Here is a 20,442-nt window from a genome sequence, read left to right as displayed (position 1 = left end):
TTTAATGTGTTTTTAATCTAAAATCTGTTTTTCATGCGCACTGATCCAGTGTCGGCTTTTGAAGACATCGCTTTTTTTCCATCCGACGCAGCCGGTCAGAGAGCAGTTTGGTGGCGTGATCACCAGCCACGGCGCCGGCAAAACGCAACCGACCTTTGCACAGGATGCATTGGTAAGGGTCGGTACCGAGGAAGCCCTTCATCAGTACTGTGAACCCGGGCCACTTCGGTTTCTCCCGTACCGTCATTTCCAGCGCATCGTAGACCTTCGGAAACAACGTGCCCCGTTTGCGGTTGGCCAGAAAACCGTAATAACGCACCCTCTTAAAATGCCGCGCCGGGATATGGCTGACGTAACGTTGCAGCATTTCCTCCTGGCTGATCTTCTGGCGTTTGTGCTGCTGTGTACGGTGATCGTAATACTGATGGACCACGGCGCCGCCGCGGTAATGCCGGAGCTGTGAAGCCGCCACTGGCGGACGTTTCAGGTATCGGCCCAGATATTTCACGCTGCGCCAGGCGTCGCGGGTCTTTTTGGCGAAGTGCACTTTCCAGGAACGGCGATACTGGGCATGCAGGTAGCGGTGCCACCGGTCCTCGTTACGGATATGGCCGAGACCCGGCAGGCCGCCGGGATTGATTTGCGCATAGTTGTCGCGCAGCAGGTAAACCACGGCGTTGCGCCAGATGACTTCCACTTCTTTCTTTTTAAAGGACAGATGGCGCCAGACGCCGTGTTTGACATCAAGTCCGCCGCGGGTAACGGAAACGTGGATATGTGGGTGCTGATTCAGCTGTCGGCCGTAGGTATGGAGCGCATCGATCCCCTGTTGGCGCGCCCAGCGGAGCATGGCGCGGGTGGCGCAGCGAAACAGATCATTGAGCAGGGGCCAGTTGTTGTTGAAGAACGGCCACAGTAGGTGAGGCATGGTAAACGTGATGTGCTGCCAGTCGCAGTCGGGCAGGATGTGCTGCTGTTCGGCAATCCACTGCTCGGTGGCCTTGAGGCCACAGCTGCTGCAGGCCTTGGACTTGCAGCTCTGGCAAAAGAAACGGGAATGGGTGCAGTCCGGTGAGGCGCAGCAGTAACGGCGCACGCCCATGGCGCAGGTGCCGCAGGCGAGCATACGCTCGACGGCGAGTTTGGTCCAGTCGCTGAGGGCGTCACCGTGTTTGTCGAGATAGCGACTCCAGCCGTCATCGTGCTGGAACAGCAGCTTTGCCGGTCGGGGAATATACATGTTGCAGAGTCTACAGGACGGCAGATAACAGGAAAAGGGTGTCGGCGCTAGCGGGCTCACGTCGCAGACGTGCTCATTTTATGTCGGTGTCAGTGCGCCACCATGCGAGCAGTCGGGCCGTCAGACGGCACCGTGTTGATGTGAGACTGGGGCTTAAAGACGGTTGAGGCTGCAAAGCAGCCGTGCTCGCCCCGCAGGGGCGCTACGTTCAGCACGCTCTGCGTATTGGCACACCGCCTGACGCATGTCCTGCAGCTGCGTGACGCGCTGGCCAAATGACCGGCTGACGATGATCTGCTGCTTTGCCGGCAGCGCATCGATCGATATACACGGCACACCGTTCAGTTCACGCACGGTGCGCTCGAGCACAACCCCGAACGTTCTGCGTATCAACGCCTGATTGCTGTCGGCAAGATGCAGTGCAGTCGTGATCCCCATCGCAGCCAGCTTTTTGGTCAGCTGGCGCCCACATCCCCAAATTTCGCTAACCGGCAGTAACGCCATCAACCGTCGTTGTCTATACCGGTTTGTCAGATCAACGACGCCGCCGGTAGCCGGCCAGGTTTTAGCGGCGTGATTGGCGAGTTTGGCCAGGGCATTGTCTGAGCAATGCCGATCCCGCAGGTGAGCCCGGTTTGCTGAAGCACCGTATCACGGACTCGGCGCCCGTAGTCTTCGAATGACTCTGTGGCATCGATGCCGGCAACGTGAAGAAATGCCTCGTCGATGCTATAGATCGTCATCGCTGGCGCGAGGGATTCTAAAACCGTTATGCAGCGTGCCGACATGTCGCCGTACAAGGCATAATTGCTTGCGAAGACAGTTCCGTTTGATTTTTAAGGGGTTCTTCGCCGGAACTTCAGAAAATTCCATCACCAAAGCTAAAGGCCATCAGATTTGCATGATGTTGAATAAATTACGGGTTATGTGACCGATCTCAACATCAGAACAGTTGTTTTAATCATTGTCACTCAACCGGTCGTTTACATGACAGCGCCCGTGGTTCTTGGGTGCGGAAAAATCCAGGTTTCCGGCGCAGAACCCCAACCTGGAAGGGTTTCACCAGTACCAACGCAGTCGTTTCTCTATTTCAGGTGCATAACGCTGAACCCAGCGGTAAATCGTGGAGTGATCGAGATTGACGCCGCGTTCAGCCAGCATTTCCTGCAGCTCACGGTAGCTGATGCCGTATTTGCAGTACCAGCGTACCGCCCATAGGATGATATCACGCTGAAAATGCCGGCCTTTGAATGGGTTCATGTGCTGCTCCGTCAGCAAAATGTGACGATGAGTTTATCAACTCCAGATTTTTGCAACAGTGCCACCTATCAGACCATCCTGTTGGATGAAATTTCACAAACCATGATATTTAATTTAATAAAAATATACAATAAATCCCATGCCTGCAGCGCGGAATCAAAAAAGTAACGTCAAAAACTATTATCTAGTTAACGACTTATCATGTTCCTCATATAAGAAATATGAAACCTCGTTTAAATTTCGTTTGCCAATTAATGACTGTAAAAAATGAGAATATCTTTATTTAACGATCTGTTATTGCGTATTTTATAGATAAACAGAATTTTATGCTAAATTTATAAAAATAACGATCTAAAATAACGATCATTGTAGACATGTTAGTGTATTGATCTCTATACTATGTATAGAACGTAACATTTCTCCTGTGACGAAAGAGGTATCAACCGCATTGGAAATCCAATGAAAGCCAGAGAGACATGTAAGTCAGTCACGAGGAGAGTTGCAATCTCCAGCCCTTGCAATTACACCCTTAGAGGGATGTCTTACATTGCGCAAAAACATGTGACACACTTATTTAAAAATCATGAATATCCGGCATTTGACCTTGACTTTAACAGCCATGTTGAGTTTGATGATGTGTTTATCCATGTGCGTATGAATGCGTGTACGGAGTTGAGACTAATACAAAAACTTATAACATTACGCTCTCCGCAACGCATTATTGCATTGGTGGATTATGCACATGCACCTACTCTGAAATTGCTTCGTGCTATGGGGATTTTTTTTATTGTTTCATTGCGTGACTCATTGAGCAATATTGGCAAGCTTCTTCAGGACTCTTCGATAGTGCGTTATATGAGCCCGGACTTGCATGCTGTCATCAAGGCAATTCAGCCGGCTCCCGTCTGGGCTGCGGAATGGGACGCTTTCGATGGTGTTCAATATTTAACGCCAACGGAAACGGAAATCATCCTGGATTTACTTCGGGGAGTATCACCCTGGCAGCTAGCCAAAAATCGATTTGTCTCGGTAAAGACCGTAAGTTCGCACAAGCTTAACGCCATGAAAAAAATTAAGCTCCGAGGGATAAATGAATTTTTCATCAATAAATATTTATAATCTTTAAAATGTAACCGCCGAGTGAAAAGGAGAGGGGAATAGTATAGTTTCATCAAAAATTAACTTATGAGCTGTGTCAGCTATTTAATAATGAAAGCCGTATTCTTCCTTCACACCTTTGGCGAGAAGGGATAATGCGATTTATAAATCACAATATTTGGCACTGTTGCAAATATAAAAATGGATGGGTCTCTTTCCGGTGATGAGGTATTACATTTCAAAAACTCTGCTCATCAGGTGCACCTCGCCCAAGGGATGGCCAAGGTAGAAATTTTCCGCCTGTCCTTTACGCAGTGCCCGCATTACCTCAATACCTTTGATGGTGGCGTAAGCCGTCTTCATGGATTTAAATCCCAGCGTGGCGCTGATTATCCTTTTCAGCTTGCCATGATCGCACTCAATGACATTATTGCGGTACTTAATCTGCCGGTGTTCAACATCAGGCGGACACCGACCCTCGCATTTCAGCAACGCCAGCGCGCGTCCATAGGTGGGAGCCTTGTCAGTGTTGATGCGACGGGGAATTTGCCAGCTTTTCACGTTGTTTAAAATTTTACCCAGAAACCGATATGCCGCTTTGCTGCTACGGCGCGAAGAGAGATAAAAATCGATGGTGCGTCCTCTGCTGTCAACGGTACGGTACAGGTAAGCCCATCTGCCATTGACCTTCACGTAGGTTTCATCAATGTGGCAGGAACAGAACCTGGAAGGGTTTCGCCAGTACCAACGCAGCCGTTTCTCTATTTCAGGTGCAAAACGCTGGACCCAGCGGTAAATCGTGGAGTGATGAACGTTGACACCGCGTTCTGCCAGCATCTCCTGCAGTTCACGATAGCTGATGCCGTATTTACAGTACCAGCGTACCGCCCACAGGATAATGTCACGCTGAAAATGCCGGCCTTTGAATGGATTCATGTGCTGCTCCGTCAGCAAAAGATGACGATAAGTTTATCGCCTGCAGATTTTTGCAACAGTGCCGTATGAAATTAGTAGGTAATTAGATGGAATGAATCTCTTTAAAATACGATGGATTTAAACTTAAAAAACCGGATAATTAATATCCGGTGTTTTATGATGGCTGGTTGTATACTGTGTTATTTTGTTGTCATTGTTGATTGTCAAATGGCGTATGCAAACAGTTATTTATATTTATTTTAAATGAGGTTCATTATCTATATATGATATTAAGCGTGGCGGATGTGTTAATCGTCCCGCTGCTCACGGTAACCTTGTCGTAAGGATAATAATAGGCCGCCATTCCGATGGAAAATTGCGCATTCAATGCATTACCGACGCCAACATGAAATAATGATGTCGCCGAGCCTTGTACCGTGTTGGAAAGCGCTAACATAACGGGCGTATCCGGTTTTTTAGCATTCACCAGACGAATACCTACACCTCTCGCCGCCCCAGCACTCTTGTCAATCAAAACTGAATTATCCGATGACAGCAGGTTGTTGCTGGATAAAAACATATTGATATCACGATCGGTCGTGCCGTCGTTTTGTCGATTCTGACAGCTGAAATTGAGCGTAAAAGGCGTCAGCCCATTTTGCGCGCCCTGAGTTATCTGGGACACTCCCAGCGTCGGCAGTTTCACCGCCAGGCCGGCGTTGTCGAAAGAACAGGTCGTCATTTTAGGCGCATATTTGATAGTCATCGGCTGCCCGTACATGTCGCGCTGATCGTAAGGCCAGTTGAAACCGTTGAGCAGCCAGGTCAAAATATTCAGCAACTGCTTGGCCGGCCACCAAATAATCTCCAGCAACGACATTCCGCTCAGATCGGTCACGAACATCACGTCCTTAAGGCTGACGGTATCGCCGGGTATCGATGTGCTTGTCTTGCTGACCAGACTGAAGCGAATATTCATCGGCTCATTCAGTTTAGAAGCGTTGTGCGTTCCCCAGCCCCTGAGTTTCTTGTTGGCGACATCGTTGATTATCTCTGCCCGCACCCAATACTTTCCATTACTGAATCCCAGAATGGTCGCTTTCGAGCTGTCGGTTGACAGGATCCGGGTATAGCCGAATTCGCTGCTCGAGGTTGAACAGCTAAATGAACCGCTGTATTGCGTATAAAAACTGCCTTCCCAGACCGGTGTCTTGGCGCTGAGCTTATCTGACAAGTCGACGTAGATAGGCGGCGCGTATTGGATGCCGTTGCCGTAACATGAAGCGTAACTGTAACCGCTGAACACTAAGGACAGCGTCAGTGCGAGTATCCTGAGCATGGTGTAATTATCCTTTTATCGACAAATGTTGGCTGCACTGTCCATCGAGATTTGCGGGCGTTCAATCTTGCAGATACCGTCATTCAGCCTGACTTCCAGCGACGTGGGTTGCTGTTCCACACGCAGATACAGGACGCTGGCCTGCCCGACGAAGCCAATGGCATGCCCGCTTTGATCCGCCACCTCCGCACCAAATGGCAAGGGCACATCGCCACGTTTAAGGGCGCGAAGCGTATAAGGCCGACGCTGATCGGTTTCGAATCTCAAATAGTTGACGGCGCCGGCATAAGGCACGCTGTTGGCAATATTGCCGACGATCTCCGCCCCGGAGCTATTGCCGGAATCCGACAACGTTACGGAGTTTTGCCGGTAAGGCGTCGCGTACGGCACCAAAGCCAATCCCTCGTCGTTAGTGACGATGCTCTCGTCGCCGTTCACCATCAGCCCTTTGGCCTTGGGCGCATCCACCACCATCATGGTGTTGCCCATTTCGTTTGACGCCAGCAAATGCCAAGGTATCGCCACCAGGCTGCCGCGGGCGCTCATTCCCAATTGTCGATAGTCAGAGGATTCGCTGTAGGAGCCGCCGACGGTCGTTGCGTTGGCGCGATAGGCTGCATTCACACTCGCCATGCTGTTGCCACCGCTTTGATTACTGCCGGCAAGCGCATAACTCAGTCGGTTCGATTCCAGCGCATTGCCGCTCAGGCTCAGCGTGCTTTGTTGATAATGTGAATCGGTAGCCGACAAGCCGGTGCTGAGATAGGCATTATTGTCGAATATCGACAGCGGCACGCTCAGCGAAAGATAAAATCGCGTCTCCTCTTTTCGATCGGAGTTTCTTACCCTGCTGGCGGAAACGTTATAGCTGATACGTTCAAAGGCGTTTGAATACCCCAGTTGATATTCCCGGCTTTTATTCGTATCCGACCAGTAATCACGCTGGGTGCCGGAAAAATACAGCGTTCCCCATCCCTCACCAAGCCGCTGATTAAGGTTCAGATTGAAAGTATTGCGCGGACGAGCGGCGCGAACGGCATCCCAGGTATTCAAATCCAGCGGTGCAAGATCATCGTCATCATGGCTGTTCCAGTAGTCGTGGAAGCGCTTGTGGCGTTCTCGGTAACCTTGATGGGTATAGATGGCATCGTTGAAACTGTAATAGCCTTTCGTCGAATAACGATAAGCGGCCAGCGTGAAGTTGGTCGCGGTGGCATCCAGAAATTTGCTGTAGGCGATGCGAAAACTTTGCCCATCCTCTGTGCGATCCTGCAAAGACGTCGAGGCTTGAGTCACATCGACGGATACTGCGCCGATCGGCAAGTTCCAGCCACTGCCGAGCAGCCAGGCGCGGTAATCCTCGCTGAGGATCGTGCCGGCATAACCGGTGACCAGATTATTGAATCCATACTGCAGCGTGCCCTGAACGAAAGCGGGAGAGTAGTCGGTATTTGCCTGATTGACTTTACCGGCAACCAGACCGTACTTGCTGACGCCCTGCTTCAACATATTGGGTACGGCAGAAAACGGTACGGTAAAGGACTGCTCTCGCCCGTTCGCTTCCTTGACCACTACCAGCAGATCACCCGCGGAACCGGTAGGCAGGATGTTGTCCAACGTAAAAGCGCCCGGCGGGACGTTCTCCTGATAGATAAGGTTGCCGTTTTGTAGCACTTTCACCAAGGCGTTGCTCTGCGCGACACCCCGCACTATCGGAGAAAACCCCTGCTGTGAATTGGGTCGCATATTGATGTCAGACGCTAAGGCGCCGCCCCGTACCCGGATAGAGCCGAACAAATCGCCCGGCGAGTAAAAATCGCCCATGGTCAAGTTTGATTTGATGGCAGCGAAGCCACGCTGCACATAGCGAGTATTATTTTGCCAATCGCTGCCTTGCCGCGAACTGCTGCGGAAATTGCTGCTGTCTCTGAATTGCCAACCCGCCAGATTGACCCCCGATTCCAAACCGGTATAGAAATCGTCGTTTAACGCCTTATCGCCCTGCAACGACTGCACGTGGTAATAGGTGGCGTTATAAGCCAACAACAGCGCCGGTACGCCGCGATCCCAAAATTTGGCGTCAACATAGCCGGCCTCTGCGCGAATCACTCGCGACTGAGGCACCGTCAGCTTAAGGCTCAACGTCCCCACATCGAAGTCCGCCCTTCCTCCTTGCACCAACGTTTGGACGGGGATCGGCCCCTTGTCCACCCCGGTGGACAAACGACTCATATCGATGCCCAACAGGGCGGCGTCACGATGGGCGATGCGAATATCGCCTTTATGTTCACCGAACTGCAACGAGAACCGCCCTTTCCAACTTTGGTTGACATACACGTCGACCGTTTGCGTGCCTGCCGGCATGTCATTATTGAGGTAAAAACGCGACAGATCGGATTCGCTGGACGCGCCGGCCAATAGAGAAGTGTCGAATTTCATCGCCGATGCTTTATTTAACGGTATGAATACAGATGCGGTCAGTATCGAAAGCAATTTTAGTTTAAGCTTCATGGCCGTTCTTCACGTTAGCGGGCTGTAATGGCTTTAGATTTATAAGCCCCCAGGTCGTCGATATAGAGCAGGGTGTAGGGAATATTCCGACTCACGCCAACTTTGGTCGGGGCAAAGAGGCTGGAATATGGCCCGACCATCACTGAATCGACCAACAGATTCTTTTTGCCTTTCTGATCAACATTGGCCAACGTAAAATAGTAAGGGCCTTTGTTGATAACCTTAAATCCCTTCCCCGCCGCCTGGAGTTCAATGAAGTCGGTGATGTTATTGACACTGCCGGTTAATCCTGCCGGGCGATAAAATAGCTTGATGCGTGATTTGATGGCTAATTGCAGCGTATTGACGCCCTGCAAATTCTCCGGCGTAGGCGGGATATCCAGCACATTCAAATAAAATACCGACTCACGATCGCCGGGAAGCGCCGCGCTCATTTTTTGTATGCGTAATTGCTGGCCATTATTTCCGGCAACTTTCACAACCGGCGGGGATAACAAGAACGGCACGTTTGCCGTTTCAGGCGTCGAGTTTATATCACCGTCATCAATCCATGCCTGCACCAGTGCCGGATCGTCACCATTGTTGACTAACTGAACGATAACATCCTTGTTTTTTTCCGGATAAATAACGCGCGTTCCATTAATTACAATATTGGCATCGGCGCAAAAGCTGCTGAGAAACAATCCAGCAAAGATTAAGCACTGTTTCATAGTCACCCCAGAAGCCAGGCCTTTGCCTTGGGCGCAGGCCTGGCTTAATTGCAATTACAGGTAAGAAATGGTGTAAGTCACGTTGGAACTCAATTCCCCCACTTTTGCTTCCAACGCATTGGTCTTGTAGTAATAGGCGTCCAGCGTCAGCGTTTCGGCATCCGGCGCCGTTTTATCGCCTTTGATCTTGGTGACATAAGGCACGTTCAACGGAATCGGCGTGGATGAACCCGGCTCAGCCAGAGAAAAACCGACGTTTTTGGCTACGGCGGCGTCGCTTTCATTCACGGAGCTGTTCAACAGATATTTCCCGTCGGTAGAAATATTATTCGCCGAAGAGAAGTAGATCTTCAGCGGCGTACCGGCCGTTCCCGCCGCCGGCGTGCAGCCGGAGAACGTCAGCGAGAAAGATTTCTTGTTTTTGGTGATTGGCCCGACGACGGTGCCCGCATCAGTGACGGAAATTGGGCTGAGCGCAACGGTAAAGTCAGCGCTTTTTCCACCGTTGATGGTACACGTGGTATCCGTAACGGCACCGCTAAACGAAATAACGCCACCGGCAGAGTTATCTGCCGCTATCGAGCTTGTTGTCACTAGTCCGACCACAAAAGCACCTAATGTCGTATGTTTTTTCAATATGATACCCCCATGATGTTCTATACTTTTCACATAAATGATTAATCTTGGTTTGTTGAAATCAACTTCATAAAGTTATAGGTATCGTTCTGGCATGAGAACCTCCTCTTTCACATGTGTTGGCCTGAGTAGTTTGTAGCTTATCGCTATTGCTCGTCATATAAGCAACCTATCCTACAGGATAGGTTTTTAGCAGTATTTCATTAATCGTGAAGATGAAACCCGTATGTAACTAATTAATTATCTAACAGAGCCCGAACTGGGTGAGAAAACCGTTTCTAGGCTGAATGTACTACATAAATCAAATAAAGGGTCAAAAAAATGTGTTTATTGGTAAAAAAAAGCATAAAATCCTGAAAAGCGCATTTTTCGAGTTTGTGATTTTATAAATTAAAATAATTCTTATATTTTTTAGATATAATCACTTTCGGAAAAATCTGACAATTGCCTATCTACTATCAGTTAACAATTGCATTTAACATTGATGTTTATGTGGGTGTTTGTTCAAAATGAGATGGATTTTACTAGGGTTACCATGAGTTAATGTTCTGTTTATATTGGTGTATTTTATTTTTCCTGTTTTTCGTAATTATTCGTGGTTGAAAGATTAAACGAATTATAAATTAATATTTAAATTGTTTTTGTATATTAGTGATGATGTGGTATAATTTATATGTTAAGGTTATAATTTATATTTTAAGGTGTAGATATGCGCAGGATAATAATTGTTAATATTTTTTTGTTCTCATTGGTCGGGTGCGAACCTTCGTCAATCATCATAAATCTACCTGGGGCTGGCGAGCAAAATGAAAATTTTAAACGGTATCTATGTGAGAATGGCGATTCTTTACGAGTCAGTTACATAAATAACTATACAAATGCAATTGCTATTTTAGAAATTCCAAATCAAAATGAACTACTTTTAGTCGATGTTATTTCTTTGGTTGATGTTAAGTATGTTGGAGGTCAGATTGAGTGGATAATAAGTGACTACTCTGCGACACTAAAAAAAATTGAGGATAAAGATACAATTAGTTGTCAAGAGGTAAAGAACCCACTTACTAACTAGTATTAGTTATCTATATTTATTCGCTCTTTAAAATTTTATGTGAAGTGTGATGCACAGTTAAGGTGGTTTGTCAATATAATGGTCTCCGAGCGCAAAAAAATCGGGAATCTCTGCTAGCGTTATATGGCAATGGGGTGGCGCTTGTGGTCACGCTCTTTATGTGCTCGCAAACATCCACTTCTTACTGGAGATATAAACCCTTGCTCACATTAAGCACCAGCCTGCCCTGCAGCGTTCGAGCCGACAGCGTTACCTATTTTTTCTACCAATGGCTGCGTCACCTCATGTCAGAACATCCTGAATGATGCCCACGCCGCTGAAATCCTCAACTTAATGAATCGTTAATTCCCTCATATCTCTTCTCCTTGAAATTACATTTAGAAAATCGGCCAAAGACACCGCTGACAAAGGACGACACGCCTTTGTATAACGTATTAACAGCATTTGTGGCCGTGTGAACCCTGCTCTTAGGCAGCAACAGTGTAGTCTGCGCGACTTACAAAATCTGGTTCATGAACTTGAAGGGCAAAACATCAAGCTCAGGGCGACCGAGCAGGCCATCGATACTTCTTCGGCATCCGGCAAGGCTTTCCTGGATATGTTGGGCGTCTTCGCCGAATTCGAGACACGCCTGCGTCAGGAACGGCAACGGGAAGGCATTGCCCGCGCGAAAGCCAGAGGGGCATATAAAGGAAGAAAACCCACCGCTCAGGCGAAAGCGCAGCAGGTGATTGAATTGACGCTGGCCGGACTCACCCGCGAAGCGGTTGCCGACCAACTGGGCATTGGCAGGGCCAGCGTCTACCGAATATTAAAAACCTGGCGGCAGCAACATCCCGACGCTATTCTGCCCGGAGAACGGGTGAAGCCTTCGTTCAGCCATAGTGAGCCATCGACCGAACATGTTACGATAGCGCCATGAAAAAAAATCCAACGCCCCATGATGCCACTTTCCGGCAATTTCTGACGCAACCTGGAATTGCCCGCGACTTCATGGACATCCATCTGCCGGCTGAACTGCGGGCCATCTGTGACCTCAGCACGCTGAAGCTGGAGTCCGGCTCCTTTGTCGAAGATGACCTGCGCCAGTATTTCAGCGACGTGCTCTACAGCCTGAAAACCACCGACGGCGCTGACGGTTACGTGCACGTGCTTATCGAGCACCAGTCCAGCCCGGATAAGCACATGGCGTTTCGCCTCATTCGCTATGCCGTCGCCGCCATGCAGCGTCACCTCGACGCCGGCCACAAAAAGCTGCCGCTGGTCATTCCGGTACTGTTCTATACCGGCAAACGCAGCCCGTACCCTTACTCGACCAACTGGCTGCAGGAGTTTGATGATCCAACGCTGGCCGGGAAACTGTACACCGGCGATTTTCCGCTGGTTGATGTGACGGTCATTCCCGACGAAGAGATTATGGGTCACCGCAGCATGGCCGCACTGACCCTGCTGCAGAAACATATTCGCCAGCGCGACCTGGCCGAACTGACCGACAGGCTGTCCGCCATTCTGCTGGGCGGCTATCTCTCTTCGCCACAGGTGATTTCGCTGATACACTATATTATCCAGGCCGGTGAATCGGCGGATGCGCAAGCATTTGTTCGCGAACTGGCCCTGCGGGTTCCGCAACATGAGGAGGAACTGATGACCATCGCACAACAGCTTGAACAAAAAGGTATCGAGAAGGGTATCGAGCAGGGTATCCAGAAAGGTATCCAGTTAGGTGAACAACGCGGTATTGAGAAAGGTCGCAATGAAGGCAAACTCGAAGTTGCCCGTACCATGCTGGCCAATGGCCTCGATCGCGACGCGGTGATGAAGATGACCGGGCTGACCGCTGACGACCTGGCCCAAATTCGCCACTAATCCTTTGCGTCGAGGGGCAGGGCAGCCATTGTCAGATAAAACAACATCCGTTTCCCCGGAAAACACCACCTCAGCGCTCAGCCATCTGGCGTTCTGCGCCCTGGCAGCGCTGGGGCTGGCGCGCCAGGACGGTATCGCCGGCACGCCCTATGCCGAAAACCTGTTCCTGATCCGCTGGCTGGCCACCGCCCAAAAGCAAAAACGCTTCCCCAAGAGCGTCGCGATTGATATCCAGTGGTTACTCGACCGCGGCCGTAAGCACGGCCCGGCGGGCAAACTGCGCCAGATCTTGAGTATCTCTGGCGTTCCTGCAGCGGCAATCTGGCCGCTCAGTCAGACCTGTTCCGTCTCACCTACGCCTCTGAAACCCTGAAAGACCAGGGCTGGGACAATTATGTGCTGGATGCGAAAGAGTGGAAGTCCGGCGTCGTGCCGACACCGTCACAGCATAACGGGTTCTATGTCGAAAAAATGGCACTGAACGCCGCTTTTGCCCAGGACGGTCGCCATCTGCACCCCGTCACGTTTCGGGTGGTCGGTGACGCCGACCGGTTTATGCATGTGATGGCCGAGTACGGACTGTGTACGCGCCGGCAGGGCAGCACGTCAGCCTGCCACACCATCGCGCTTGAACCGGCGTAACACCACGACCGACACGGTTCAAATATTCCGCCAACGGCGCATCGCCACTCACAACCAGGACGTTATCCACAAATTTGGGGGATAACCTGTGCGCATCATCGGTAAAAATATTCACCTCAAAATGTGGGGCGTGTGCCCACTTCGCGGTTGACCTCACCATAGTTCCTTGCCATTCCTCGTCGGCTTTATATTGAACTGGTTATATGTACAGTTTAATTGTAATAACACGTTTCGTTTCCGACCAGAGGAGAACGCCCGATGAGCAATGTATCACGACCCCGCATACCACAGGACGTGGCCAAGTCGCGCTAAAGTACTGTAAAGCGCCATTACCGCCACCGAGAAGGCGTTCAGCAAAGGTGCTAATGCACAAGGGCAACAATCCAAACCGGTTCGCTCGGCCTCGACATTATGATCGGTAGGGATCTTCCGGTCGCCGCATCACCCAAATTGGGTTCCGGCGTAGAACCCTTTCCTGTTTGATTATTCCATTCGCCACAGATCCGGGTCGTTCGGCATACCGTTTCTCGCCACGAGCGTCGCGCCCGCCGGCGCAGTGCCGTCACTGACACGGCGGACCTGTGCTGGCGCCCGTGCCAGGCAATAGCGTAGGCGCTGCAGCACCGCTTCTATCACGTGGTCGTCTGCCTCACGAAGCAGTACCTGCTGCCAGCGCGTGGCGGCACGCCGCCACAGCCCCTGCGACTCCAGGCGAAGAGCCGTTTTATCAGCAGGCAAAGCAACATAAGGCGAAGTGTTACCACGACAATAATACTGTGCACCCATAGAATCTCTCCTTATCGAGGGTTATGCCAAAACCGCCAACATTTTCGGCTAGAGGTTTTACACTAAGATACTGTGGTCAATTTGATTATATTATGGTCAAAAGCACCAAGCAGTTCATGCTTAGCTATCAAAAAAGCTGCTATAGCGTGTGTTTGAGTATTTGGCACATTTTTTGTATAACGTTAATGCTGGCGAAATAAAGCTGGTAAAATATTCTGAGTCATAACCGTTATGGAGAACATCATGTTTGGGAAAGCTGAAGACAAAGTAAAAGAAGTTGCTGGCGAAGCGCAGGAAAAATACGGTGAACTGACCGACGATTACGGGCACCAGGTAAAAGGAGCGGCCCGTAAAGTCGCGGCACAGGGGAGTCAGGCAGCTCAGGAAGCTGCTGAAGTCGTACGTGATAATGTGGAAAACAATCCATTTGCGGCGATCTCCATCGCTGCGGGCATTGGCTTACTGATTGGTCTGCTCATTGGCCGTAAATAATATAAACGCGGGCGCAAAGCCCGCTTTTTCTGATAGCGGGCGCTTTGCTATAATTTAAAGGAGTTAAAAATGAATATATTAAATATGGTTATCCTTTCTGCAACACTGGTATCAACAGGCGCTCTTGCCGAATCTATCAATGCTGAACATTTAAAAAACAAAGCAGGGCAGAAGGCTGAGCAGGCCACCAATCGTGCTGAAGAAACGACTCACAAGGCAAAAAACCGACTGGAGGAGAAACAACTTCAGGCTGAAAACCGGCTCAAAAACGGCGGAGAAGCAACCACGACAGATAAAGTAAAGGAAAACTCACAGAAAGCCTGGAACCGGACCAAGGAAACCACAGAAAAAGGCTGGAATAAAACAAAAGAAGCCGCTCAACAGGCGGGTGACGCGGTAAGCGAAAAAGTAGGCCATTAACTCGATTCCCCGGCCTGTCCGGGGATACCGAATTAAACTTCGCGTTAACCTCTCTGGGCTGCGATTTAAAAAACACGGCAGAGCCATTGCTCGCCGGTAAGTGATGAAGCACAGTGGCAAAGGAGCCCTGTCGGACAAAACAGAAGGACGCCGTTATGAGAAAAATGAATGATCCGCAGCGGTGCCCCTCCCGTGGCCTGATAGACACTATTCGCCGCGTATTTACCGCCCTTACCGGAACGCTGCATACCCGCCTGGAGCTTGTAACCGTTGAGCTGGAAGAAGAGAAAAGCCGCATTACCCATCTCCTGATAATGGTGGGGCTGACCCTTCTTTTCACTGCGTTTGGTATTATATCCCTTCTGGTGTTTATTCTGTTGTTAGCCTCACCGGAACATCGCCTCATGGTACTAGGGGGGGCTTCCGCTGTGTTTATTGTTCTCGCATTAGCTTCGAGCATTTTCATCAGACAAATAATATCCCGTAGCAGTATATTGCCAGAGACCCGCAGACAACTCAGTAAGGATTTGAGCATTCTTAAGGGGGATGAAGCATGAATGTCAGGGAACTCAGGGAAAACCGTAAACAACAACTGTTGCAACAAATAGCACAACAGCGACAGACATTGAGCCTGTTAAAGAGTGATTGGCTAAGACTGTCGGAACCCGTTGATCGCAGCTGGCAGGCATTATACCGTTGCCGGGCTTTTATCGTTCCCGGTATCGGGATAACCGCCCTGTATGCGCTCAAATCTAAACCACGTCGTCTGATCATATGGCCACGCAGAGCTGTGGCCGCATGGGGGGCAATGAAATTTATTCGTCAACGGATCCGCCTGTTCAGATAACAAGACAAGAGGCTGGTTTAGGTTTTCGCGCTCCATGATTGAACCACCGCCCCTAGTCTGTTTCAGCCTTCGAAAAATCTGGGGTTCCCATGTAGAACCTCCTTATTATCGCCTTCAGCCAGCTGCCTACGCTTTCGCATTATTTGCCAAACGCCCGTTCACGAGTTTCCAACTCCTCATCGCTGGCCAGTAACCCGTCAACTGAGACATCCCTGTCTTTCCAGGCCAACAATGACCTGATGTCGTCAGAGCGTCGTTGACGATGCGCTTTGAGCATGTTGCGCCGCCGGGCGTTGTCGGCCATTGCCTTGCGCGCCAGTTCGCCGCGCGCCTTCAACATGGCCAGGTACAGCCGGTATTCCTGTTTATCCATGACATGATTTCCTTATTGGGGATGGATGGGTCGTGCCAATTTGATATTGGGAGTAGTCGTCTGATCCGGGGCGTATTGACGTTTAGGATGAGATCGACTTTCCAGAGTTTGCACGAACCATATTAACCTCATCATTTTTCAATTACAGCAGGATCTGAGCTATATCCAGAAGCCTTTTCAGCATCCCTTACCTGCTCCCGCAAAGATTTATTAGGGGTTTCAGGACAACCTACTAGACTTAACGTGAAAATAAACATCAACGTAAATCGTAAAATTGTCATGCTGTATTTATCCACCATGCCTTCCTTGATTGATTAAAAGCACAAATCACGCTCCTGACCTATTCCCTTAAAATTAATCACTTATTCTTTATGAAGAGCTTCTCTATCATCAACAAGTGGTTTCTTAGACTGCATCTTGATTGTTGGGTGGTAGGTGTAACATTATAATAACTATAGATACCAATCAGTTCTGTTGATTAATGAAGACCCTTGTGACAAGGGTCTTCATTTAAAATAACACTGTTACTTAACTAGTTGATTCTTACTTCTATCCTCTTAGCTTCATTATGGGATCTCTGAAATTTCTTTCACTTCAGACTGGTTAATTTGCTGTTTGACGCCATTAGCATCGGTGTAGCCTACCAAGCCTGCGCTGGTTTGGGCCGGTTTAACTTTACTGACTATAGTACGGCCGTCATGTGTATAGATGGCATAACTTGAACGTGTGCATCCCGATAGGGCCATGATGGAAAAAATGACGGTCGCAGCGTACATTAGCGATTTTCTCATAAGTCTCTCCTTAACTGCGTGAACATAGCTAAAATTGCACTCAATCTGATTAGGTCACTTGGTAACGCTAAACCAGCCTATCAGCTTCGAATATGACGGGTATTCGTCTTTACGCCCCACAATCCGGCCAACGCACTGATGATTGCACCAAGAAGCAAGGCAAAGAATGACCACAGAGCCGCACGCGCCAATGCATCTGCAGCTGCGGCAGCCTGCTCACGGGCTTCCTGTTTAAGCTCGGCATACTTTTGCTTCGCCTCATTAATTTTCGCTTCTGCTTCATCGAGACGTTGCTTAACGATTTGAGCTGTTTTTTCTTTAGTATCGATCAAGTTAGTGACTGTTTTATCAACCTCTGCAGGAGTCATGTCGGTGTTTTCACTCAGCGCTTTTTTCAATGAGTCCTGGTTGACATCCTGAGTAATTGCATCCGCACGCTTTTTCAGCTTACTAATCAGTTTCTGTACGATAGCGTCATTGCTATCAGGCTGGTTGAAGAAAGCCTTAATCGCATCACTCAAATCCGTTTTAGCACCATCAAGCTGCTGCTGCATAAATTCTGGCTGCAACGAAGGTATATCGCTCTTTTTCAATGCTGCTACCACATCCGATTTTAGGTTTTCCGGCTCAAGTTTTGTGTCGATGTCCAGCTGGTCAAAGAGATTTTTTCCCACATTTGCCACTCCGGAAGCACCGTTTCCAAGCGCAGAGCCTGCACCTGAAAGCAGGCTACCTGAGGTAGAAGCTATGGCACCGAGCGCATTACCAGTCATCTTAACGGCTGAGCCAACCAACAAGGTTCCCAGAACTGCAGCAACAATGAGCGCTGTAGCCCACACCAGGAAGCCATGAATGAGACCATCATTTGCTGCCAGACGACCGGCGACGAAAGCGCCGATGGCAAGACTGACAATAATCGAGATTGCAGACCAGACGGCAACGGTGGTTCCCGCTCCATTTACCGGATCGTCCGAAGCCGGGTCAACAATGGAAAGCCCAAGACTTGTACCCAGCGTTGACAACAGTAATGACACGGCCAATACAGTGATCACACCGCCTATTACGCTACCCCATGATATTTTTTTTTCAACAACCATCCCATTTTCCATTTTCATTTACGATCCTTTTCATGTTGTTAACATTGTGTTAAGTTTGCTGAAAGAGATGCAGCAGTCTCAATCGAGCAATAACAAACATAGCAATAATAATCAGTTATGCCAAATCTACGGAGGAAAATTATTACTTTAAATGCTATAACAATGAATAGTACTTAAAGAGAGAATTTAACCTCGCCGTTATTTAATATAAAACTTAATTTTCCATTCCAAAATTCCGTAAGAAAAACCGCGTGAGGATCTATACCTGCGTCCTTTAATTTACAGGCAAGCCATGCTTCATCTTTCTCTATCGAACTGAGTTCAGCAATCCTGGCCTTACCATCTTTCATTACGATAACTGAAGGCATCTTGGCGCCATCGCATACAACCGTTATTTGACCATTTGGCTCTATCTGCGCATAAATGACTTCCTGGAAGGATGGGATCCCTTGCGCATGAAGTTGAGAGGAGACATTCAATATATCAATTTTGTTTCTTTTACTCGAAATGGCATCAATAAGAAAGCGACCCTCTTTGATGATCGGTATTGGCTGACCTATAGTAACAGTGCGAAAAAAGTGTATGCGCTTACTTAATGCATTCAATAACGAGATAAGAAATACGCCGATAAAGAGTACCAGTACATATTGATGCATAGGTATTGAATCGCTATAGATCACACCACCAATAATTCCACCCAGCACGAAATTGCCGATGAAGTCTACGGGGGTCATCTGGGAAAGCTGAGTTTTACCCGATAGATTTAGATGAGTAATTACAATAACAAAACCTATTATAAACTTAACAAGTGTATAACCATAGTATTCCATAACGACAATCCTGTTGATCCTCATTGTTAGGGCTCCCTTAAATGAGAGCCCAAGTTAGTACTACTTTAGCCAGCAATTTCCTGTGCTACGCTTTCTCTGGACCAAATACGATGTCCTTTCATAGCATTACAAAATGCTTCAGCCAAATCCGCAGCCTTATCCCCCACGATAATACCTTCATCTGGTTTGGGCAACGGCAATGCAGCATATAGCTTAAACGCTTTGCCTTGCAGCCCTATCGCTTTCAGATGTTTAAATGCTTGGATCACGTAATGTTTGGCGTTGCCGTTTTTCATCAAGGAGTCAATGCTGCCTTCTCCTTCCGGTATGATAACGGCATCCACCATCACAGATGGATTGCCTTCTATGGTACCGTCGACCTCTATTTCATTATCTTGCAGAGAAGTTATTCTACCTAAGTGCGGAGCAAAAACCTTTCCATGAATACCATGTTTTTTAAGGGTTTTCATAATATTATCAATAGATTCCCCACAAACACCATCGGCAGCAAGAATAGCCACTTGGCGTGATTTCAGTATCTGATGATGCCCATCGTACATACTTAATGAACGATCTTTAGATATCCCGTTGACGGGGCCAGGTAATGGATGCTTCAATTGTTCTTGGCTCAATCTTATCCCAAGATTATCTGCGACAGATTGGGCCAACTGGTGATCAATATAGGTAAGCTGATCAACCACACGTTCACGTATCCAAGGGCGCATAACCTTACCCAATTCGAAACTGAACCCTCCGACAATATGATTTTGTTCCACTTTGGTTTGGCTCAGCCAAAAGAGACGTGGCTGAGAATAGAAGTCAAAAAAAGTGCTACTCCTTCTGCGGGTCTTTTCACCATTTATTGGTTGCGGGTAGGTTGCAAACCCGCCCTTTGCCGGGGGAGTTTCTCTTGGCCAATTGTTATTTATAGAGTTAGGCTCGTAATTGGCTGTTCCAGAAATGCTCATACGATGCATCCCATCACGCTGATGGTTGTGGAAAGGACAAATTGGTTTATTAATAGGAAGTTCGTGGAAATTTACTCCTCCCAATCGGCTGATTTGGGTATCAATGTAAGAGAAGAGTCGCCCCTGAAGTAGTGGGTCATCAGAGAAGTCTATACCTGGAACGATGTTACCAGGACAGAATGCTACCTGTTCGGTTTCACTAAAGTAATTATCTGGATTGCGGTTCAATACCATTTTTCCAACGAGATGAACGGGAACCAAAGACTCTGGGATCAACTTAGTTGGATCAAGTATATCAAAATCGAATTTATGTTCATCTTCCTCTGGAATTATCTGCAACCCGAGTTCATATTCAGGATAGTCACCCGCTTCAATGGACTCCCACAACTCACGGCGATGAAAATCTGGATCGCGGCCTGTCAGCAATTGAGCTTCATCCCATATTAGAGAGGAGACCCCATATACAGGCTTCCAATGGAAACGTATAAAGTGGCACTGGCCTTCAGCATTGATCATTTTATAGGTATGGATGCCGAATCCCTCCATCATACG

The 20,442-nt window shown here is 48.6% G+C and carries 22 protein-coding genes and 3 pseudogenes; 10 read left to right on the top strand and 15 right to left on the bottom strand.

All coding sequences use genetic code 11. From position 1 onward, the window contains the following. Window positions 1-31: 31 nt before the first annotated feature. The 3 genes and pseudogenes from ACUXAC_RS24905 to ACUXAC_RS24895 form a co-directional block, all read right to left on the bottom strand. Window positions 32-1,240 (bottom strand): IS91 family transposase, encoded by a 1,209-nt coding sequence (locus ACUXAC_RS24905; RefSeq protein ID WP_454266960.1) that lies wholly within the window; start codon window positions 1,238-1,240, stop codon window positions 32-34. Window positions 1,241-1,450: 210 nt separating this feature from the next. Continuing rightward, window positions 1,451-2,076, bottom strand: a pseudogene (locus ACUXAC_RS24900) (Y-family DNA polymerase); the annotation flags it as partial. A 226-nt stretch (window positions 2,077-2,302) separates the two neighbouring features. Next, window positions 2,303-2,500 (bottom strand): annotated as a pseudogene (locus ACUXAC_RS24895) (IS6 family transposase); the annotation flags it as partial. 459 nt (window positions 2,501-2,959) lie between these two features. Here ACUXAC_RS24895 and ACUXAC_RS24890 point away from each other — a divergent pair. Continuing rightward, window positions 2,960-3,619 (top strand): helix-turn-helix transcriptional regulator, encoded by a 660-nt coding sequence (locus ACUXAC_RS24890; RefSeq protein WP_454266959.1) that lies wholly within the window; start codon window positions 2,960-2,962, stop codon window positions 3,617-3,619. Window positions 3,620-3,829: 210 nt separating this feature from the next. Here the strand turns inward: ACUXAC_RS24890 and ACUXAC_RS24885 are convergent, their stop codons facing one another. From ACUXAC_RS24885 to ACUXAC_RS24865, 5 genes are all read right to left on the bottom strand, one after another. Next, the gene (locus tag ACUXAC_RS24885) at window positions 3,830-4,534 is read right to left on the bottom strand and encodes an IS6 family transposase (RefSeq protein WP_454266958.1); all 705 of its coding nucleotides are present in this window, start codon (window positions 4,532-4,534) and stop codon (window positions 3,830-3,832) included. A 253-nt stretch (window positions 4,535-4,787) separates the two neighbouring features. After that, complete coding sequence (locus ACUXAC_RS24880; RefSeq protein ID WP_454266957.1) at window positions 4,788-5,852, bottom strand: fimbrial protein; 1,065 nt, start codon at window positions 5,850-5,852, stop codon at window positions 4,788-4,790. A gap of 15 nt (window positions 5,853-5,867) precedes the next feature. After that, on the bottom strand, window positions 5,868-8,363 hold the full coding sequence (locus ACUXAC_RS24875; RefSeq protein WP_454266955.1) for a fimbria/pilus outer membrane usher protein: 2,496 nt from the start codon (window positions 8,361-8,363) through the stop codon (window positions 5,868-5,870). A gap of 14 nt (window positions 8,364-8,377) precedes the next feature. Further along, window positions 8,378-9,073 carry a fimbrial biogenesis chaperone gene (locus ACUXAC_RS24870; protein WP_046688451.1) on the bottom strand — a complete coding sequence of 232 codons (696 nt, stop codon included), beginning with the start codon at window positions 9,071-9,073 and terminating at the stop codon, window positions 8,378-8,380. 54 nt (window positions 9,074-9,127) lie between these two features. Next, a complete protein-coding gene (locus ACUXAC_RS24865; protein ID WP_454266954.1) occupies window positions 9,128-9,709 on the bottom strand; it encodes a fimbrial protein in 582 nt (193 codons plus the stop codon). Between the two features lie 709 nt (window positions 9,710-10,418). Between ACUXAC_RS24865 and ACUXAC_RS24860 the strand changes: the two genes are divergently transcribed. The 5 genes and pseudogenes from ACUXAC_RS24860 to ACUXAC_RS24840 all read left to right on the top strand — a co-directional run bounded on the left by ACUXAC_RS24860 (window position 10,419) and on the right by ACUXAC_RS24840 (window position 13,286). Further along, a complete protein-coding gene (locus tag ACUXAC_RS24860; RefSeq protein ID WP_454266952.1) occupies window positions 10,419-10,778 on the top strand; it encodes a hypothetical protein in 360 nt (119 codons plus the stop codon). A gap of 484 nt (window positions 10,779-11,262) precedes the next feature. Next, a pseudogene (locus tag ACUXAC_RS24855) lies at window positions 11,263-11,700 on the top strand (recombinase family protein); the annotation flags it as partial. Beyond that, entirely contained in the window at window positions 11,697-12,644 is a 948-nt protein-coding gene (locus ACUXAC_RS24850) for an Rpn family recombination-promoting nuclease/putative transposase (RefSeq protein ID WP_454266951.1), read from the top strand. The pseudogene ACUXAC_RS24855 and the gene ACUXAC_RS24850, both read left to right, overlap by 4 nt. Window positions 12,645-12,672: 28 nt before the next feature. After that, window positions 12,673-13,017 (top strand): DUF2913 family protein, encoded by a 345-nt coding sequence (locus ACUXAC_RS24845; RefSeq protein ID WP_454266950.1) that lies wholly within the window; start codon window positions 12,673-12,675, stop codon window positions 13,015-13,017. A 23-nt stretch (window positions 13,018-13,040) separates the two neighbouring features. Next, the gene (locus ACUXAC_RS24840; protein ID WP_454266949.1) at window positions 13,041-13,286 is read left to right on the top strand and encodes a hypothetical protein; all 246 of its coding nucleotides are present in this window, start codon (window positions 13,041-13,043) and stop codon (window positions 13,284-13,286) included. Between the two features lie 483 nt (window positions 13,287-13,769). Here ACUXAC_RS24840 and ACUXAC_RS24835 read toward each other — a convergent pair whose 3' ends face one another. Then, window positions 13,770-14,072, bottom strand: coding sequence for a PerC family transcriptional regulator (locus ACUXAC_RS24835; protein ID WP_042785956.1), 303 nt, complete (start codon window positions 14,070-14,072; stop codon window positions 13,770-13,772). Window positions 14,073-14,315: 243 nt separating this feature from the next. On the opposite strand from ACUXAC_RS24835, the gene ACUXAC_RS24830 reads away from it, so the two are divergent. From ACUXAC_RS24830 to ACUXAC_RS24815, 4 genes are all read left to right on the top strand, one after another. Next, on the top strand, window positions 14,316-14,564 hold the full coding sequence (locus ACUXAC_RS24830) for a glycine zipper domain-containing protein (RefSeq protein ID WP_042785957.1): 249 nt from the start codon (window positions 14,316-14,318) through the stop codon (window positions 14,562-14,564). 69 nt (window positions 14,565-14,633) lie between these two features. After that, on the top strand, window positions 14,634-14,984 hold the full coding sequence (locus ACUXAC_RS24825) for a hypothetical protein (protein WP_454266948.1): 351 nt from the start codon (window positions 14,634-14,636) through the stop codon (window positions 14,982-14,984). Window positions 14,985-15,139: 155 nt separating this feature from the next. Next, window positions 15,140-15,541, top strand: coding sequence for a phage holin family protein (locus ACUXAC_RS24820; protein WP_454266946.1), 402 nt, complete (start codon window positions 15,140-15,142; stop codon window positions 15,539-15,541). Further along, a complete protein-coding gene (locus ACUXAC_RS24815) occupies window positions 15,538-15,831 on the top strand; it encodes a YqjK family protein (protein ID WP_454266945.1) in 294 nt (97 codons plus the stop codon). The genes ACUXAC_RS24820 and ACUXAC_RS24815 overlap by 4 nt, the downstream gene beginning before the upstream one ends. A 139-nt stretch (window positions 15,832-15,970) precedes the next feature. On the opposite strand, the gene ACUXAC_RS24810 is transcribed toward ACUXAC_RS24815, so the two are convergent. From ACUXAC_RS24810 to ACUXAC_RS24785, 6 genes are all read right to left on the bottom strand, one after another. Further along, window positions 15,971-16,204: a hypothetical protein gene (locus ACUXAC_RS24810; RefSeq protein ID WP_042785960.1), complete on the bottom strand. Its 234-nt coding sequence runs from the start codon at window positions 16,202-16,204 to the stop codon at window positions 15,971-15,973. Window positions 16,205-16,335: 131 nt separating this feature from the next. After that, complete coding sequence (locus ACUXAC_RS24805; protein WP_454266943.1) at window positions 16,336-16,503, bottom strand: hypothetical protein; 168 nt, start codon at window positions 16,501-16,503, stop codon at window positions 16,336-16,338. A 267-nt stretch (window positions 16,504-16,770) separates the two neighbouring features. Continuing rightward, entirely contained in the window at window positions 16,771-16,995 is a 225-nt protein-coding gene (locus ACUXAC_RS24800; RefSeq protein ID WP_042785961.1) for a YgdI/YgdR family lipoprotein, read from the bottom strand. Between the two features lie 80 nt (window positions 16,996-17,075). Beyond that, window positions 17,076-18,110, bottom strand: a complete 1,035-nt coding sequence (locus ACUXAC_RS24795) for a YrzE family protein (RefSeq protein WP_454266942.1) — start codon at window positions 18,108-18,110, stop codon at window positions 17,076-17,078. 155 nt (window positions 18,111-18,265) lie between these two features. Next, on the bottom strand, window positions 18,266-18,922 hold the full coding sequence (locus ACUXAC_RS24790; RefSeq protein WP_454266941.1) for a DUF421 domain-containing protein: 657 nt from the start codon (window positions 18,920-18,922) through the stop codon (window positions 18,266-18,268). Between the two features lie 65 nt (window positions 18,923-18,987). Further along, window positions 18,988-20,442 (bottom strand): catalase (locus ACUXAC_RS24785; protein WP_454266940.1); only part of this gene is annotated, 1,455 nt, incomplete at its 5' end.

The sequence above is a fragment of the Serratia sp. 121840015-1 genome (genome assembly GCF_053627655.1).
This window is presented reverse-complemented; position numbering and strand designations above follow the sequence as displayed.

Coding starts and splice junctions, on each gene's coding strand:
- ACUXAC_RS24905 (WP_454266960.1), bottom strand. CDS start 1,240: ATGTATATTCCCCGACCGGCAAAGCTGCTGTTCCAGCACGATGACGGC.
- ACUXAC_RS24890 (WP_454266959.1), top strand. CDS start 2,960: ATGAAAGCCAGAGAGACATGTAAGTCAGTCACGAGGAGAGTTGCAATC.
- ACUXAC_RS24885 (WP_454266958.1), bottom strand. CDS start 4,534: ATGAATCCATTCAAAGGCCGGCATTTTCAGCGTGACATTATCCTGTGG.
- ACUXAC_RS24880 (WP_454266957.1), bottom strand. CDS start 5,852: ATGCTCAGGATACTCGCACTGACGCTGTCCTTAGTGTTCAGCGGTTAC.
- ACUXAC_RS24875 (WP_454266955.1), bottom strand. CDS start 8,363: ATGAAGCTTAAACTAAAATTGCTTTCGATACTGACCGCATCTGTATTC.
- ACUXAC_RS24870 (WP_046688451.1), bottom strand. CDS start 9,073: ATGAAACAGTGCTTAATCTTTGCTGGATTGTTTCTCAGCAGCTTTTGC.
- ACUXAC_RS24860 (WP_454266952.1), top strand. CDS start 10,419: ATGCGCAGGATAATAATTGTTAATATTTTTTTGTTCTCATTGGTCGGG.
- ACUXAC_RS24850 (WP_454266951.1), top strand. CDS start 11,697: ATGAAAAAAAATCCAACGCCCCATGATGCCACTTTCCGGCAATTTCTG.
- ACUXAC_RS24835 (WP_042785956.1), bottom strand. CDS start 14,072: ATGGGTGCACAGTATTATTGTCGTGGTAACACTTCGCCTTATGTTGCT.
- ACUXAC_RS24830 (WP_042785957.1), top strand. CDS start 14,316: ATGTTTGGGAAAGCTGAAGACAAAGTAAAAGAAGTTGCTGGCGAAGCG.
- ACUXAC_RS24825 (WP_454266948.1), top strand. CDS start 14,634: ATGAATATATTAAATATGGTTATCCTTTCTGCAACACTGGTATCAACA.
- ACUXAC_RS24820 (WP_454266946.1), top strand. CDS start 15,140: ATGAGAAAAATGAATGATCCGCAGCGGTGCCCCTCCCGTGGCCTGATA.
- ACUXAC_RS24815 (WP_454266945.1), top strand. CDS start 15,538: ATGAATGTCAGGGAACTCAGGGAAAACCGTAAACAACAACTGTTGCAA.
- ACUXAC_RS24810 (WP_042785960.1), bottom strand. CDS start 16,204: ATGGATAAACAGGAATACCGGCTGTACCTGGCCATGTTGAAGGCGCGC.
- ACUXAC_RS24805 (WP_454266943.1), bottom strand. CDS start 16,503: ATGGTGGATAAATACAGCATGACAATTTTACGATTTACGTTGATGTTT.
- ACUXAC_RS24800 (WP_042785961.1), bottom strand. CDS start 16,995: ATGAGAAAATCGCTAATGTACGCTGCGACCGTCATTTTTTCCATCATG.
- ACUXAC_RS24795 (WP_454266942.1), bottom strand. CDS start 18,110: ATGAAAATGGAAAATGGGATGGTTGTTGAAAAAAAAATATCATGGGGT.
- ACUXAC_RS24790 (WP_454266941.1), bottom strand. CDS start 18,922: ATGGAATACTATGGTTATACACTTGTTAAGTTTATAATAGGTTTTGTT.